12 protein-coding genes and 1 riboswitch are annotated in these 14615 nt (G+C 71.2%); of the genes, 9 read left to right on the plus strand and 3 right to left on the minus strand.

The window, feature by feature from the left end; genetic code table 11:
- Positions 1-24 precede the first annotated feature (24 nt).
- Positions 25-132: riboswitch (TPP riboswitch) on the plus strand.
- Between the two features lie 82 nt (positions 133-214).
- From ACUKCB_RS26715 to ligD, 8 genes are all read left to right on the plus strand, one after another.
- Positions 215-844, plus strand: a complete 630-nt coding sequence (locus ACUKCB_RS26715) for an ECF transporter S component (protein ID WP_191274356.1) — start codon at positions 215-217, stop codon at positions 842-844.
- A gap of 3 nt (positions 845-847) precedes the next feature.
- Positions 848-2491, plus strand: a complete 1644-nt coding sequence (locus ACUKCB_RS26720) for an ABC transporter ATP-binding protein (RefSeq protein ID WP_473038287.1) — start codon at positions 848-850, stop codon at positions 2489-2491.
- Positions 2488-3279 (plus strand): energy-coupling factor transporter transmembrane component T family protein, encoded by a 792-nt coding sequence (locus ACUKCB_RS26725; RefSeq protein WP_473038288.1) that lies wholly within the window; start codon positions 2488-2490, stop codon positions 3277-3279. Before ACUKCB_RS26720 ends, ACUKCB_RS26725 begins: the two co-directional genes overlap by 4 nt.
- Positions 3280-3317: 38 nt before the next feature.
- The gene (locus ACUKCB_RS26730; protein ID WP_452547284.1) at positions 3318-4127 is read left to right on the plus strand and encodes an enoyl-CoA hydratase/isomerase family protein; all 810 of its coding nucleotides are present in this window, start codon (positions 3318-3320) and stop codon (positions 4125-4127) included.
- 310 nt (positions 4128-4437) lie between these two features.
- Positions 4438-6768, plus strand: coding sequence for a protein kinase domain-containing protein (locus ACUKCB_RS26735; protein ID WP_473038289.1), 2331 nt, complete (start codon positions 4438-4440; stop codon positions 6766-6768).
- A 431-nt stretch (positions 6769-7199) separates the two neighbouring features.
- Positions 7200-7979, plus strand: a complete 780-nt coding sequence (locus ACUKCB_RS26740; RefSeq protein ID WP_473038290.1) for an electron transfer flavoprotein subunit beta/FixA family protein — start codon at positions 7200-7202, stop codon at positions 7977-7979.
- Positions 7980-8012: 33 nt separating this feature from the next.
- Entirely contained in the window at positions 8013-8957 is a 945-nt protein-coding gene (locus tag ACUKCB_RS26745) for an electron transfer flavoprotein subunit alpha/FixB family protein (RefSeq protein WP_473038291.1), read from the plus strand.
- A 179-nt stretch (positions 8958-9136) separates the two neighbouring features.
- On the plus strand, positions 9137-10054 hold the full coding sequence (gene ligD / locus ACUKCB_RS26750; RefSeq protein WP_473038292.1) for a non-homologous end-joining DNA ligase: 918 nt from the start codon (positions 9137-9139) through the stop codon (positions 10052-10054).
- Positions 10055-10152: 98 nt separating this feature from the next.
- Here ligD and ACUKCB_RS26755 read toward each other — a convergent pair whose 3' ends face one another.
- The 3 genes from ACUKCB_RS26755 to ACUKCB_RS26765 form a co-directional block, all read right to left on the minus strand.
- Entirely contained in the window at positions 10153-10695 is a 543-nt protein-coding gene (locus ACUKCB_RS26755; RefSeq protein WP_473038293.1) for a class IV adenylate cyclase, read from the minus strand.
- Between the two features lie 184 nt (positions 10696-10879).
- Complete coding sequence (locus ACUKCB_RS26760; RefSeq protein WP_473038294.1) at positions 10880-11641, minus strand: class I SAM-dependent methyltransferase; 762 nt, start codon at positions 11639-11641, stop codon at positions 10880-10882.
- Positions 11638-12378, minus strand: coding sequence for a class I SAM-dependent methyltransferase (locus ACUKCB_RS26765; RefSeq protein WP_473038295.1), 741 nt, complete (start codon positions 12376-12378; stop codon positions 11638-11640). Before ACUKCB_RS26765 ends, ACUKCB_RS26760 begins: the two co-directional genes overlap by 4 nt.
- Positions 12379-12548: 170 nt before the next feature.
- On the opposite strand from ACUKCB_RS26765, the gene ACUKCB_RS26770 reads away from it, so the two are divergent.
- A complete protein-coding gene (locus tag ACUKCB_RS26770) occupies positions 12549-14588 on the plus strand; it encodes a hypothetical protein (RefSeq protein ID WP_473038296.1) in 2040 nt (679 codons plus the stop codon).
- The last annotated feature ends 27 nt before the right edge of the window (positions 14589-14615 follow it).

The following is a 14615-nucleotide window of genomic DNA, read 5'->3' on the forward strand; positions in this document are numbered from 1 at the left end:
TCTCCTTGTTGCCCCATAATGGAGCCAATCCGACAGGGGAGCGCGTGAGCGCTGAGAGTGCGGCACCGAGCCGCAGACCCTTACACACCTGATCTGGGTCATGCCAGCGAAGGAAGTCATAGGAACTCGCCACCGTGCGCGTACCCGGGTACGCCGGTGTGGCGCTCTTAGCCACATGGGCCCTCGTCACCCCCGACGAAGGGACATCACCAGAATGAGTACCGAATCCGACCCCGGAACCGGCACCGAGCGGACGGGCTTCGTCCGTCAGATCCGCGAGAGGTTCCGGAGCTGGCGCACCGTCGACATCGTCGTGGCCGCCGTGATCGGCGTCGCCGTCGGCGTCGTCTTCTGGCTGTGGAACATCGTCTGGTCGGTCACCACGCCGCTGTTCGTCGCCTTCCCGCCCGGGCAGGCCGTCGTCTACGGCATGTGGCTGATCTCCGGCGTGCTCGGCGGCCTGATCATCCGCAAGCCGGGCGCGGCCCTGCTCACCTCGGTCGCGGCCGCCTCGGTCTCGGCGGTGTTGGGCACCCAGTGGGGGATCATGGTCATCCTCGACGGCACCCTCCAGGGGCTGCTGCCCGAACTGGTCTTCCTGGCCTTCGCCTACCGGCGGTGGAACATGGGCGTGGCCGTGCTCGCGGCCGCGGTCGCGGGTGTCTCCCCGGCCATCCGCGACAACATCGCCTACAACGTCACCTGGCCGCTCCACTACCAGGTGACCTACGGGGTGATCGTGGTGATCAGCGCGGCGGTCATCGCGGGTGTGGGTGCGCGTCTGCTCACCACGGCGCTGGCCCGCTCCGGTGCCCTGGCGCCCTTCCCGTCGGCCAAGGGCTGACCCGTGGCCGGACCGAACGCCCGCGGCGCGCGCGTGGAACTCTCCGGGTGGGGCTGGAAGCACTCGGGTCGTGCCACCCACGCGCTGCGGGGCGTGGACCTGACCATCGAACCCGGTGAACGCGTACTGCTGCTGGGCGCCTCCGGGGCGGGTAAGTCCACCCTGCTGCACTCCCTGGCCGGGCTCACCGGCCAGGACGGCGCCATCAGCGGCGACCAGGAGGGATCGCTGCTCGTGAACGGCCGCCCGGCCGACCGGGGCAGGGGAGGCGTCGGGCTGGTCAGCCAGGACCCCGAGACCCAGTTGGTGATGGCCCGAGCCGGTGACGACGTCGCGTTCGGCCTGGAGAACCTGGGTGTGGACCCGGAGCTGATCTGGCCCCGGGTGGAGCGGTCCATGGCCGAGGTCGGTTTCCCCTACGGACTCCGGCACTCCACCGGGGCCCTGTCCGGCGGTGAGAAGCAGCGCCTGGTCATCGCGGGGGCGCTGGCGATGCGTCCGCGCCTGCTGCTGTTGGACGAGCCCACCGCCAACCTCGACCCCGCCGGGGCCGAACTGGTACGCGCGCTGCTGGCCCGCCTGCTCACCGAGACCGAGGCCACTCTCGTGCTGGTCGAACACCGGGTCGCCGACGTCGTGGACCTGGTGGAGCGGGTCGTGGTGGTCGAGCCGGGCGGCGGAGTGATCGCCGACGGGGCGCCGAGGAGGGTGTTCGCGGAGCACGGACGGTCCCTGGCCCGACAGGGCGTGTGGATCCCCGGGAACGAACCGGTGCCCGAGGTCCCGCCTGCGCCCGGCGGGCCGGCCCTGGTCGAGACCGTCGGCGTCGCCGCGCGCACCCCCTTCCAGGTGGGCGTGCGGGCCGCACCCCGGCGGACGGTGCTCGACGGGGTGGACCTCACCCTGGCGGCCGGAACGGCGACCGCCCTGACCGGCCCCAACGGCGCGGGCAAGTCCACGCTGCTCACCATGCTGGCCGGACTGTCCAAGCCGCACCGGGGCCGGGTGCTGCCGCGCGGACCGCTGGCCGAGGCCGACCGGCGTCCGCTCGTGCGCTGGCCCGCACGGCGCCTGGCCCGGCACGTGGGCACGGTCTTCCAGCACGCCGAGGACCAGTTCGTCACCGGCACCGTCCGCGACGAGCTGCGCTTCGCCCCGCTGCGCGCGGGGCTGGACGAGGCCGGGACGGAACGCTGGGTCGGTGAGCTGATGGAACGGCTGCGGCTCAGCGGCCTGGCCGACGCGCACCCGTACACGCTCTCCGGCGGGGAGAAGCGGCGGCTCTCGGTGGCCACCGCGCTCAGTTCGGGCCCCTCGCACGCACCCGACGTACTGGCCCTGGACGAGCCGACCTTCGGCCAGGACACCCGCACCTGGACGGAGCTGGTGGAGCTGCTCGGCGCCCTGCGGGCCGAGGGCCGGGCCGTGGCCATGGCCACGCACGACGAACTGCTCCTGCGCAGTCTGACGGACGTGCGCGTGCGGGTGGCCGACGGCCGTGCCGTCCCCGACCCTGCGACGGGGCCCCGGGAAACGGTCCCGCCCCCGACCGCGCCCCCGGACAGGGCTCCGCCCGTCGTGGGCCCGCCCCTGGGGGTCCCGGCTGCGGCGAACCCGCGGCCGGCACGGCGTGAGGGGGACTCGTGAGCACCCCACCGCACACCCGCGCGACGGGCGGGGACACGCTGACCCTTGACGTGCCCGGAGGCGGGGGAGCCCGCTACTGGCTCACCGGTCTGAACCCGGCCGCCAAACTGCTGGCCGCGCTGGCGATCGGGATCGGGCTGATTCCTGCCGTGGACGCGGTCACCGGCGGCGTGGTCCTGCTCGCGGTCCTGCTGACCGTGCCGTTCAGCGGCGTCGATCGGCGCACCCTGCTCGTCCTGGGCGGCCCCTTCCTGCTGATGGGACTCAGCAGCGGAGCTGTCAACTACCTGTACGGCGAACACGGGCTGGAGGGGGCGGTGGGCGCGGCGGTGCGTCTGCTGGCCATCGCCCTGCCCGGGCTGCTCGCGGCGGTCAGCAGCGATCCCACGGAGATGTCCGACGGGCTCGTGCAGAAGCTCAGGGTGCCCGAGCGGCCCGCCATGGGCGTGCTCGCGGCGCTGCGGCTCATCCCGCTGCTCGCCGACCAGTGGCGGACCATCACGCTCGCCCGCCGGGCCCGCGGGCTGGAGGCCGGACGGAATCCGGTGCGGATCGTCACGCTGTTCTTCGGGCGGCTGTTCGCGTTGCTGGTGCGCTCCATCCGGACCGGGACCCTGCTGGCCACGGCGATGGACGCGCGCGCCTTCGGCACGGGCAGGCGCACGCACGCGCGGCACAGCCGCTGGCGCGCGGCCGACACCCTGCTGCTGGCGGGGACCGTCCTGCTGCTCGTGGGCGCCTACACCCTGTCCACCCGGCTGGGGACCCTGGTGCTGCTGTTCTCCTGACCCCGGTGGTTGGGTGGGAAACTGACACAGACGTCGAAGTGAGGAAGGTGTCCAACGTGGGCGAGTTCGTGCGAGTCGAGGCCGACCCGGAAAACCCCGGTGTGGCCGTCATCCGGCTTGACCGTCCCAAGGCGCTGAACGCGCTGAACGGCCAGGTCACCAAGGAGATCGGGGAGGCGGCAGCCGCAGTGTCCGCCGACGACTCCGTGCGGGCGGTGGTGATCTACGGCGGTGAGCGGGCGTTCGTGGCCGGGGCCGACATCAAGGAGATGGCCGACCTCACCCACGCCCGGATGCTGGAGTACTCGCGTGCCCTCCAGCGCGCCCTGACGGCGGTCGCCCGCATCCCCAAGCCCGTGGTCGCGGCGATCAGCGGCTACGCGCTGGGCGGCGGCTGCGAACTGGCACTGTGCGCAGACTTCCGGGTCGCGGGCACCAAGGCCAAACTCGGTCAGCCCGAGATCCAGCTGGGCGTCATCCCGGGTGCGGGCGGCACCCAGCGGCTGCCGCGCCTGGTCGGCCCGGCCAGGGCCAAGGACCTGGTGTTCAGCGGTCGTCACGTGCGCGCCGAGGAGGCCAGGGAGATCGGCCTCGTGGACGAGGTCGTGGCCGACGAGGAGGTCTACTCGGCCGCCGTCGCCCTGGTCGCCCGGTACGTCGACGGCCCGGCCGTGGCGCTGGCCGCAGCGAAGGAATCGATCGACCGCGGACTGGAGACCGACCTGGACACCGGCCTGGAGATCGAGCGCCTCCACTTCTCCGGCCTCTTCGCCACCGAGGACCAGAAGACCGGTATGCGCAGCTTCGTCGAGCAGGGACCGGGCAAGGCCGTCTTCAACGGCCGCTGATGGCTCCGGGCGGCCGGTTCCCGGTCGCCCGGCAATGTTCCAACCGGGCAGGACGTCCGGATCCGGCCAACCGGGACATGGGGCGGGGAACCGCCCGCGTGGTTTTTCCGTCATACTCGTCAATGGTCGTCCGAGGCGGCCGGTCCGCCCGGAGTTCCCGGTGGTGCGCGCCGCGTCCGCACCCTCCGGCGGGGGCCGAGGAAGACCACACGCGCCCCTCGGAGGGGCCACACAAGCCAACGTTGACCCATCCCCCCGGCCGATAAGCTGGACGTGGCGGTATGCGGTCTTTTGAGGGGATGAGTTCTCGATGTCAATGTCGGCAGGTTTCCCCACGGGTGAAGAGCTGCCGGAGCGCATCGGCCACTACGTGATCCGTCGTCGCATCGGTGCCGGTGGGATGGGCGTGGTGTACCAGGCGGAGGACACCCGGACGGACCAGTTCGTCGCGGTGAAGGTCCTCAAGCCCGAGGTCGCCGGAGACCACATCGCCCGCGCCCGGCTCGCCCGCGAGGTCGAGACGATGCGTCGTGTACAGAGCCCCAACGTGGCCGAGGTCATCGACGCGGACACCCAGGCCGAACTGCCCTGGGTGGTCACCGAGTACATTCCGGGGCCCACCCTGGACGCGACCGTCACCGACCACGGGCCCCTGCGCGGCCGCGCTCTGACCCGTTTCGTCACCGGCATGGCCCGGGCGATCAAGGACATCCACGCGGTGGACGTGATCCACCGCGACCTCAAGCCCGGCAACGTGATCATCTCCAACGGTGAGCCGATCGTCATCGACTTCGGTATCGCGCACGCCGTGGACGGCGCCAAGCTGACCCAGACCGGTACGTTCGTCGGTACGCCCAGCTACCTCTCCCCGGAGGTCATCGAGGGTACGGACCTGGGTCCGGCCACCGACGTGCACGCCTGGGGCGGCACCGTGGCCTTCGCCTCGACCGGGCGCCCGCCCTACGGCGCGGGTTCGTTCGAGGTCATCTTCTTCCGGATCCTCAACGGCGAGATCGACATGGACGGGATGCACGAGGCGCTGCGCCCGCTCGTCAACCGCGCGGTCTCCCGGGACATGTCGGCGCGGCCCACCGCCGCGGAGCTGGTCGTCGAGACCGGTCGGCTCAACCTCGACCTGCCCTGGACCGAGACCACCGGAAGCGCCCCGGCCACGGGCCTGACCGGCAACCACACGATGCAGGCGCCCGCGCCCGTCCACGAGCCCGGGACCCGGGGCGGCGGCTCCGGGGCGGGCGGTGCGGCCGCGGCCGGCGCGGCGGGCGCCGGGATGGGCGGTGCCGCGGGTTACCTCGCGGGCCGGGCCAGCGAGGGCTGGGGCCCCTCCCACACGCGTGCCGCGACCCCGCCCAACACGGTGAGCGCCTGGTCCAACCCCTCGGCGCCACAGACCAGTCACGCCCGCTCCGGCGGTTGGACGGCCGACGACGAGGCCACCGACGACCTGAGCGGAGGACGGCCCGCCAACACCGGTTCGGGTTGGAACTCCGACGAGGAGGCCACCGACGACCTGAGCGGTGCCCGTTCCGCCGGTGTCGGACACGCCTCCGGTTCGGGTTGGGCCTCCGATGACGAGGCCACCGACGACCTGTCGGACAACCTGCCCAGTACGGATCGGATCGCCCCGCGTTCCTCGGAGGACCTGAACGACCCGCAGGGCACGATGCGGATCCAGCCCGGCCAGAACGACGTCCAGGGCACTCAGCGGATCGACCCGGGCGACCTGGCGCGCCCCGAGGACCCGGCCGGGACCATGATGATGGGCCCGGTCGAGCCCGGCCGGCCCCAGCACGACCACCGCGGGCCGCAGGACGCCCCGCAGACCCAGTTCTTCAACTCCCCGCTGGACCCGAACGCCTTCCAGGACATCCTGACCCCGGTGGGCCGGGACAACAGGCCCAACAGCACTCAGGAGTTCGACGAGGAGGACTACCAGGAGCGCGGCGGCCTGCTGGCGCGCTTCCGGCGCGGCGGCGGCGACCGGTTCGGTGACTACTTCCGTGGCGGCGACGAGGACTACGACGACGAGTACGACGAGTACGAGGAGTCCTGGCGGATGCACCCGCTGGTGCTCGTTCCCGTCATGGTCATGCTGGCCGGGGTGGCCCTGTGGTTCCCGTGGATCGGTATCTTCCTGGGGATCGTGGTCATCGCGGGGCTGGGCGCGCTGGACGTGGTCAAGTCCGAGCACGCTCGGCGCCTCCAGACCCGGGGGCCGCGCAACTCCGACAGCATGGTGGTGGCGCTCAGTTTTCCGTGGGCCTTCGGCCGCATGGCGGTGCGCACGGTCGGGTTCGGTCTGATCTACCTGCTGGGCGGCATCCTGATCGGGATGGTCTACGCGAGGATCATGGACATGCCGGGCGAAGGGGCCAACTACACGGGCGCCTTCGCGGTGTTCGTGATGATCCTGCTGAGCTACATCATGCCGAGCGGGCGTGAGACTCGTCACCAGGCGGTCTGGCTGGTGGAGCGGATCCGGTTCAGCAACCTGTACGTGTACGCGGGTGTGGTGATCGCGATCATCCTGTTCACCATGCTCGTCCTGTCGACCGGCCTCACGGCGGCGCCGATCTGGACGATGGGCTCGCTCAGTGGCCCGTCCGACTGGTTCAGCGACTAGCGGGCGAGATCCGGCCCCGGCCGGGGCGCGAGGCGATCAGGGGCGCTCCCACTCCCACCGGGAGGGGGCGCCTCGGCCGTTGGCGGTGGTGCGCCCGCCAAGGGCGTGGAACCGGTCACTAAGGTGGGGGCAGGGGCCCCGCGTTCCCGGTCCGTCGACGCTGGTGGGCGCAGTACCCGCGGCCCGGCGACGACCGTCGCGGGCAACTTGGTTAGGGTTTCCTAAGTCGAACTTGGGGTCACGGGTTGGCCTTCAAGCTACTAGCGAGTAACATCTGTGTTATGAGCACTGGCGGGGCGGGTGTAGACGTGTACACCGGACCCGCCGTCGGATGACCGAACGGCATTCGGCATTGTTGGCAGTAACGGGGCGCGCCAGCGCCCACCCGCCTGACGGCGGATATGGGAGTGCAGGGAGGTCGGCCACCGGCCATGAATATTGTCGTTTTGGTCAAGCAGGTCCCGGACACGGCGACCGAACGGAAGCTCAACGCCGATGACAAGACGCTGGACCGCGCAGCGTCCGACGGCGTCATCAACGAGCTCGACGAGTACGCGATCGAAGAGGCTCTCCTGCTCAAGGAGAAGCACGGCGGCGAGGTCACCATCCTGACGATGGGACCGGACCAGGCCACGGACTCGATCCGCAAGGCCCTGTCCATGGGTGCCGACAAGGCCGTCTTCGTCAACGACGAGGCGCTGCACGGCTCCGACGCGATCCAGACCGCCTACGCGCTCGCGCAGGCCCTGGGCACCATCGAGTTCGACCTGGTCGTCCTCGGCTCGGAGTCCACCGACGCCCGTACCGGTGTCGTCGGTGCCGCGCTCGCCGAGTACCTCGGCCTGCCCCAGCTCACGCTGGCCGGCAAGGTCGACATCGACGGCAGCGCCATCAAGATCCAGCGTCAGACCGACTACGGCTACGACGTGGTCGAGGCTCAGCTCCCGGCGGTCGTCTCCGTCATGGAGAAGATCAACGAGCCCCGTTACCCGTCCTTCAAGCTGATCATGCAGGCGAAGAAGAAGCCGGTCGACAAGAAGTCCGCGGCCGACGCGGGCATCGACACCGGCAAGGTCGGTCTGGCCAACGCCACCACCGAGACCGTTGACTTCGCCGCCGCGCCGCCGCGCGCCGCGGGCACGATCGTCAAGGACGAGGGCGACGGTGGCGCCAAGGCTGCCGACTTCCTCGCCGAGAAGAAGTTCGTGTAGGTCAGGCGAGAGACTCAGGAAGGTTCAAGGATTATGGCTGAGGTCCTCGTCCTCGTCGACCACGTCGACGGACAGGTCAAGAAGGTCACCACCGAGCTGCTGACCGCTGCGCGCCGCATCGGCGAGCCCGCCGCGGTGTGGGTCGGCGAAGGTGCGGAGTCGGGCAAGGCCACGCTGGCCGAGTTCGGCGCCGAGAAGGTCTACGTGGCTCCGGCGGAGGTGAACGACTACGTCGTCGCCCCCAAGGCCGAGCTGCTCACCAAGCTCGCCCAGGACAAGGGTGCAGCCGCCATCCTCGTCTCGGCCACCGCCGAGAACAAGGAGGTCGCCGGCCGTACCGCCGTGAAGCTGGGCTCCGGTGTGCTCACCGACGTCGTCGACGTCACCGCTGAGCTCGTCACCGAGCACAGCATCTTCGGTGGCGCCACCGTCACCCACGCCCGCGTGCGGACCGGTGTGCCGATCGTCGCGGTCCGCCCGAACTCGGTCGTCCCGGAGGCCGCCGCCGGCGCCGCCGCCGAGGAGGCCGTCTCGGTCGACATCTCCGACGCCGCCAAGGGTGCCAAGGTCGTCGAGCGCGTCGTCCAGGAGAAGGGCGCGCGCCCCGAGCTCACCGAGGCCGCCATCGTGGTCTCCGGTGGCCGCGGCGTGGGCTCCGACGACTTCACCGTCGTCGAGAACCTGGCCGACTCCCTCGGTGCCGCCGTCGGTGCCTCGCGCGCCGTCGTCGACTCCGGCTGGTACCCGAACCAGTTCCAGGTCGGCCAGACCGGTAAGACGGTCAGCCCGAACCTGTACGTCGCCCTGGGTATCTCCGGCGCGATCCAGCACCGGGCGGGTATGCAGACCTCGAAGAACATCCTCGCGGTCAACAAGGACCCCGAGGCCCCGATCTTCGAGCTCGCCGACTTCGGCGTCGTGGGTGACCTGCACACGGTCGCCCCGCAGCTGACCGAGGAGATCAACAAGCGCAAGTAGTAGCGAGCGCTTCGCGTATCCGAGCCAACGCCCGACCGGGGTCCGCCCCGGCCGGGCGTTGGCTTTTGTGTGCGGAAGGGCAGGTGGTTTGCCCTATGTGAAAGGTTCCGTGTGGTTTTCGCGTGGTGTGTCCGGGTAAGTCCGGCGCACGATGTTCCTGACCGGAGGAGGTCCGGTCGATGCGGACGACGGTACGGGCCGGGCGGCGCAAGGTGGAGGTCAAGCACGCCGAGAAGCCGCTCTTCGGGCCAGACGGGGCGACCAAGGCCGACCTCGCCGACTACTACGCCAGGATCGCGCCGCTCATGCTTCCGCTGGTCCGGGACCGGCCCGTCGCGCTGGAGCGATTCCCGGACGGCATCGACGATTCCGGCTTCCTGTCCCAGCACCCGCCGCACCCCAAGTGGATACGTACGGTGTGGACCTCCTCGGGGCGGATGATGGAGTGCCAGGAGGCGGCCGCCCTGGTGTGGTGCGCCGACCAGGCCGCCATCACCCTGCACACCTGGTCCTCGCGTACCCCGCGCCTGGGCCTGCCCGACCGGATGGTCCTGGACCTCGACCCGGTGGGCGAGGGTGAGGACGCCTTCGAGTCCTGCCGGGACGCCGCCTGGAGCGTGCGCGAGGTCCTGACCGAACTCGGGTTGGCCGCGTACGTGATGACCACCGGCTCCCGGGGGCTGCACGTCCACTCGCCGCTGCGGCCCGAGGTGGGTGACCTGGAGGTGCGGCGGCTGGCCAAGGCGGTCGCGGACCGGGTCGCGGCCCGCGCACCCGAGGAGTGGACCACCCGGGTGCGCAAGGCGGCCAGGCGCGGCCGGATGTTCGTCGACTACCTGCGCAACGGTCCCGCCCAGCTCGCGGTCGCGCCGTACTCGGTCCGGGCCAGGCCCGGGGCTCCGGTGGCCGCCCCGGTGACCTGGGAGGAACTGGACCAGCTCACCTCGTCACGGGACTTCACGATCGACCTGGAACGCGAGGAGTGCCCGTTCGCGGGGATGCGCAGGCACGCGAGGTCCCCGCGCCGGGCGCTGTCCCTGCTGGACCGGGGCGAGGGCGGCGTGGTGCCGCGCCCCCGAGCCAGCCAGGCGGAGTAGGGCTGGCCCCTTTTCGCGGCGATCTTGCTACCAGGGGCAACTTCGGCGCCGGAATCGCCCCTGGTAGCAAGATCACGGAGGGTTGGGGTGGGGGAGGATCATCGGGACCGCGCGCCGGGCCGCACCAGGGCGTCGTAGGTCTCGGTGGTGCGCTCCAGCTCGACGTCGAGCCCCCGCGCCCAGGCATCGAGCTCATCCTGGGCGGCCCTCCCGTCCCGGTCGTCGTCGACCACCAGCTCCAACTCCAGGAAGGTGCCCGCGCCCTCGACGACGTCGACACACACCCCCACCGACCCGACGGTCCCACTGCGCCGGTCCTTGACGATGCGCACGAACGGCTCGTACCCCAGCGCCAACAGCGCACCGTGCGTCTGCTCCCGGTCGGCCACCACGGTCTCGTACTCGATGCACTCCATGGCGTTGCCCAGCGGTGTCTTGGTGGTGAGGACATGGGTGTTGTCCTCCGTGCGCAGACGGGCGAACGTGTGCCCGACCTTCCCGTACCCGGGCTCCCACCCGGCCGGGGCATAGGTCTGGTCGTCCTGGAAGACCGGGTCGGTGACCATCACCCCGGCGGACTTCAACGCGGCCAGAAGGGCCTCCAGGTCACCGGTCCTGTACTTCGCCTCGATCTCCCGCACCAGCCGCCCCCCAGCGTCTCACCGTGATCATTCCCGGGGGAGCGTAACCGCGTGTGCTCCCCGTGTCCCGGTTTCGGCGGAACACGGAACGGTCCCTGCGACCCAAAAGCCCTTCTGGGGCCCGCCGTAACCCCGCGAAAGCCCGAGGGGCCCGGGGCGCGGTCGACGCGGAGACCGGGGCGGGTCAGCGCCTGCGCAGGACGATCAGCAGGTTCCAGGTGACGATCTCCCGCAGCAGCGGCACGTGCACGACCGGCTTCATCCACGAGGGCAGGTACCGGGGCCGGATGTCGACCACATCCACGTCCGAACGCCCCCGCGCCCAGCGCAGCATCTCCTTGGCGTGCGCCGCGTACATGCTCCGGCCGAAGTCGTTCTTGGGCCGCCGGCCGTGCTTGCGCGTGAAGCGCTCGGCCGCGTAGGACCCGCCCAGGTAGTGCCAGGGCGAGGTCTCGTGCCCGCCCCAGGGTGACAGCCACAGGGTGTACGACAGGTACACCAGACCGCCCGGCCGGGTCACCCGCACCATCTCGTCGGCCATCCGGACGCGGTCGGGAACGTGCTCCAGCACGTTGGAGGAGAAGCACACGTCCACGGTCCCGCTGCGCAGCGGCAGGTCCAGAGCGCTGCCCTGTACGGCCCCCGAGTCGGCCTCGCGGCCGTGCAGGGTCATCTCGTGCGCGTCGGAGTCCACGCACAGGCAGCGCGCGCCCGCGGCCCGGAGCTCGTCGGCGAAGTAACCGGGGCCGCCGCCCACGTCCACCACGAGCTCTCCGGCCAACGGGGTGTAGGACCGCAACTGGTCGACCGTGTCGCGGGCCAGCCTGCCGTAGAAGAACGCCGGGTCGGTCTGCTCCCTGCGGAAGGCCGTGAACAGACCCACGGAACGGGCGAGGGTGGCGCGGAAGGGCACCGTGCCGTCGGAACGGGTGGCGGTCGGGGTCACCGCGCGCCACCGACCTCGACGTAGTGGCGCAGGTGGCGCCAGTGGTCGCCGCCCCAGTACTCGTCGGAGGCGGCGATCCGCGACCCGGGCAGCAGCTCGGCGATCCGCCCGGTCCGCAGGGTGTGCATCCGCATCGGCGCCGGGTAGCGCAGGATCACCCGTTGGGCCAGGGCCACCAGCGGCCACGGCGCGTACCGGAACACCAGGCCCTTGAAGGTGCGCCGCTCGGACTCGGGCACGCCGACCACCAGGGCGCCGCCGGGGCGGACCACCCGGGCGAACTCGCGCAGGTAGCCCTCGGCCAGGTCGGTCGGCAGGTGCTGGAGGACGAGGTCGGTGTAGACGAGGTCGAAGGAGTCGTCCGAGAACAGCGACAGGTCCGGGCGCTCGTTCAGCACGAAGTCGATCCGGCCCCCGGAGCGGTCCAGGCGGCGCGCCTCGTCCAGCATGGGCGCGGAGATGTCCACACCCACCACCCGTTCGAAGTGCGCGGCCAGGGCGTTGGAGAGCCGCCCCGCCCCGCAGCCGAAGTCCAGGACACGGCCGCGTCCCGGCGCCAGCCCGAGCTCGTCCAGACGGGCGATAGCCGGGTCGATGTCGGCGCGGCCGGAGGCGAGGAACTCGTCGTCGTCCCACCCGCCGTCGCGCTTGTCCGGGTCCACGCAGACCGCCCAGAGCGGCTCGGTGGAACCCAGTCGGGTCCAGTCGCGGCGGACCTGTTCGAGCCCCACCGACATCACCCCCACAGTGCTTGCGACCGCCCACCGGTCAGCTCCGACTGGAGCTTGTTCCTGTTATGGGCGCGCGGGTCATCAGGACCTGCGCCAAGGGTCAAGGAAAAAGTGGAACGTGTTGTATTCTGGCACCCATTTTCCGGGTTGGCCAACCTACGTCGGGGAGAGTACCCATGTCGCCTGATTCCCCCACAGGGCGCGCAGAGGACGACGGAGCCACCAGGCTACGCCGACCGGTGGAGGAGGCCGACGACCAGGAGCCCACGTACGGCGACGTGTTGGGCGACTCGATCGCCTCTCTGCGGGGGGTGCTGCGGGACCGGGTCCTCCAGGCCGGTCTCCTGATCGTTCTCGCCGCCCTCCTGCTCAAGGTGTACGTGCTCAGCGAGTCCTACTTCGTCGAGGACGACTTCCTCTTCTTCGCCGGCGCGCGTACCAGCGAGCTCGCCCCCGCGTACCTGCTGGAGCTGCACAAGGGCCACTTCATGCCCGGCGGGCTCTTCCTGGTGTACGTCCAGACGGCCTTCGGCCCCTACCACTGGGCGTCCGCGGCCGGCACCATGCTGCTCCTGCAGGCGGTGTCGATCCTGGCCTTCCTCCGCCTGCTGTGGGAACTGTTCGGACGCCGCTGGGCCCTGCTCGTCCCACTCACGGTGTACGCGCTGGCGCCCCTGACGATCCCGGTCCTGGGCTGGTGGGCGGCCGCGCTCAACGCCGTCCCCCTCCAGTTGGCGACCGTGCTGGCGCTGCTGTGGACCGTCCGCTACCTGCGCACCGGAACCCCGCTCTTCGCCTGGTGGGCGGGCGGCGCCGTCGTGTTCGGGATGCTGTTCTCCGTCAAGGCGCTGTTCCTGCCGTCCCTGGCGCTGGTGTTCGCGGTCGCCTTCCTCTACCCCGGCGGCCTGTTCACGGCGCTGGGTCACGCCTTCCGGCGGCACCGCACGTACTGGCTTTCGATGGTCGCGGTCACCGGCGGCTACCTCCTGCTCTACCTGTTCAGACAGCGCGCCTCGACCTCGGGGGAGGGCGCCTCGGTGCCCGAGTCCGAGGTCGTGGCCCAACTGGTGGGTCGGATGCTCGGCGAGGTCTTCCCCACCGGTGCGCTCGGCGGGCCCTTCCAGTGGGGGCCGATCACCCCGGCCGGCGGCCTGGTGGATCCCCCCGGGGTCGTGCTGATCGGTGCCTGGGCGGTCCTCGTCGCGATCGTGCTCGCCAGTGTGCGGGTGCGGCGCGCGTCCTGGCGGGCCTGGGCCCTGCTCGCGGGCTACCTGGTGTTCGTCGACGCGCTCCCCACCGTCATCGCCCGCGGACGGATGTACGGCGAGGTCGGCTCGGACCCGCGCTACGTCGCCGACGCGGCCCTGGTCTTCGCCCTCGTCCTGGCGCTGGCCTTCCTGGCGACCCGGGAGGAGCGGGCCCGGGAGTGGGTCGGCAACGCGGGCGAGGAGCGCGGACGGAGCCGGCTCCAGCTCCTGCGCCACACCCGGGGCGTGTGGGTGGCCGCGACGGCCGTCACGCTCGTGTACGCGGGTTCGGCGTCCTATTCGACCTACACCTACACCGAGACCCTGAGCGGCGACCGGCAGCGCGAGTACCTGGCGAACGTGCGGGAGTCCCTGGAGGACGTGCCCGGGGACGCGGGCCTGTACAGCCGACCGGTCCCCACCGACCTCGTCCTGGAGTGGAACGGGCCCCGCAGGCTCAGTTCCTACGTCCTGGCCCCGCTGGCCGACCGCGAGGTGGCCGCCCGGATGTACACGCCGGAGGAGTCCGACAGCGCCTACGTCTTCGACGACGACGGGCACCTGGTGGAGGCCGCGCCGATCTCCTGGGCCAACGCCTTCCGTCCGCAGGAGGGCGAGGAGTGCATGGCGAGCTGGGACGGCCTGATGTCCTGGAACGTGTGGGAGGTCGGCGGGGTCGCGCAGGTCGCGACCATCGGCTACACCTCCGAGGAGGACGCCGACCTGGTCGTGGTGGTCGGTGAGCAGGAGGTCCGGACCGAACTCCCCGCCGCCCCCGAGGGCGGTTTCTGGTACGTGCCCGTCAGTGAGCGCGACACGAAGTTCACCCTGTTCACCGACGCGGGGAAGACCTGTGTGACCTGGGCTTCGCTGGGTCAGCTCGCCCCGGCGAGCCAGGTCGCGGAGCAGGAGGCGGCGGCCGGGGAAGCCGAGGAGGGCGGGGCGGAGGACGCCGGTGAGGGCGAGTGAGGCCCGGCCGGGTCGACCGGTCGGACC

This window comes from Nocardiopsis moroccensis (assembly GCF_055763695.1).

Bases quoted from the DNA above. Each gene is read 5' to 3' on its own strand.
- ACUKCB_RS26765 (WP_473038295.1), bottom strand. From the start codon at position 12,378: ATGTCGGTGGGGCTCGAACAGGTCCGCCGCGACTGGACCCGACTGGGT.
- ACUKCB_RS26770 (WP_473038296.1), top strand. From the start codon at position 12,549: ATGTCGCCTGATTCCCCCACAGGGCGCGCAGAGGACGACGGAGCCACC.
- ACUKCB_RS26715 (WP_191274356.1), top strand. From the start codon at position 215: ATGAGTACCGAATCCGACCCCGGAACCGGCACCGAGCGGACGGGCTTC.
- ACUKCB_RS26745 (WP_473038291.1), top strand. From the start codon at position 8,013: ATGGCTGAGGTCCTCGTCCTCGTCGACCACGTCGACGGACAGGTCAAG.
- ligD (WP_473038292.1), top strand. From the start codon at position 9,137: ATGCGGACGACGGTACGGGCCGGGCGGCGCAAGGTGGAGGTCAAGCAC.
- ACUKCB_RS26735 (WP_473038289.1), top strand. From the start codon at position 4,438: ATGTCAATGTCGGCAGGTTTCCCCACGGGTGAAGAGCTGCCGGAGCGC.
- ACUKCB_RS26740 (WP_473038290.1), top strand. From the start codon at position 7,200: ATGAATATTGTCGTTTTGGTCAAGCAGGTCCCGGACACGGCGACCGAA.